Source organism: Pseudomonadota bacterium (genome assembly GCA_010028905.1).
In the GTDB taxonomy this organism is placed as follows: domain Bacteria; phylum Vulcanimicrobiota; class Xenobia; order RGZZ01; family RGZZ01; genus RGZZ01.
The window spans coordinates 1-1,028 of sequence record RGZZ01000930.1 but is presented as its reverse complement, the minus strand read 5'-3'; the positions used below and the strand labels follow the sequence as shown (position 1 = coordinate 1,028).

1 protein-coding gene is annotated in these 1,028 nt (G+C 68.1%); it reads right to left on the bottom strand.

From position 1 onward, the window contains the following. Positions 1–1,028: efflux RND transporter permease subunit (locus tag EB084_26465; GenBank protein NDD31807.1), on the bottom strand; the 1,028-nt coding region annotated here is incomplete at both ends.

Below are 1,028 nucleotides of genomic sequence, written 5' to 3'. Positions count from 1 at the left end.
CGGTGCCGCGATCTCTGCGGTGGCGTTGTGCACGGCCACCGGCAGCGTCTCTCCCATCGCGAGGTGGCGGAACACGTTCTCGACGACCACGATGGCGTCGTCGATCACCAGCCCGATGCCCACCGCAAGCGCGCCCAGGGTCATGAGATTGAGCGTCTCTCCCCACATGCGCATGAGCGCCAATGTCATCAGAATGGTGATGGGAATGATGGCCGCGGTGACCACCGTGGCGCGCAGGTCACCGAGAAAGGCGAGCAAGATGACCACGACGAGCACCGCCCCCAGCAGCACCGCGTCGCGCACCGAGGCGATGGCGGCGCGAATCATCACCGACTGGTCGTAGAAGGTGCCGATGCTCGTATCGGCCCGCCGAGGTGCCGACGTGAGCGCTTTCTGCACGCCCGCCACCACGTCGAGGGTCGATGCGCCGGGCTGGCGAACGATGTTGAGGAGCACCGCTGGCACGCCGTCGGCCGTCACCATGGTGGTGCGGTCCTGCCTGGCGAGACGGATATCGGCGAGCATGCCCAGCGTGAGGGGGCGATTGCCGCGGGTGGTCACGACGACGTCGGTGAGGCGCGAGAGGTCGTCCATCTGCCCCGACACCAGAACCTGTTCTTGCTGGAAGTCGCGCACGACGCGCCCCACGCCACGAACGACGTTGGTGCCGGCCAGCGCCTGCTCGACGTCGGTGATGGAGAGGCGCGCGGCGTCGAGAGCGTCGGGGCGCACCTCGACCCCCACTTCCGGCACCTGTCCCCCCTGCAGCACCACCCTGGCCACCCCAGGCACGGCCGAGAGCCTGGGGCGCAGCTCATACATGGCGTATCGCCACAGATCGACCTGCGAGAGCTTCGACGAGCGCAGGCTCAGCCCGAGCACGGGAAACACGGTGGGCGTCATGCGCTCGATCTGGATGCTGGTGTCGGCGGGGAGCTGGCGCCGCGCGTCGTTGACGCGTGTGTTGACGAGCTGCTGCGCGAGCAGCATGTCGGTTCCCCACGCGAAGTCCACCGAGATCTCGGTGG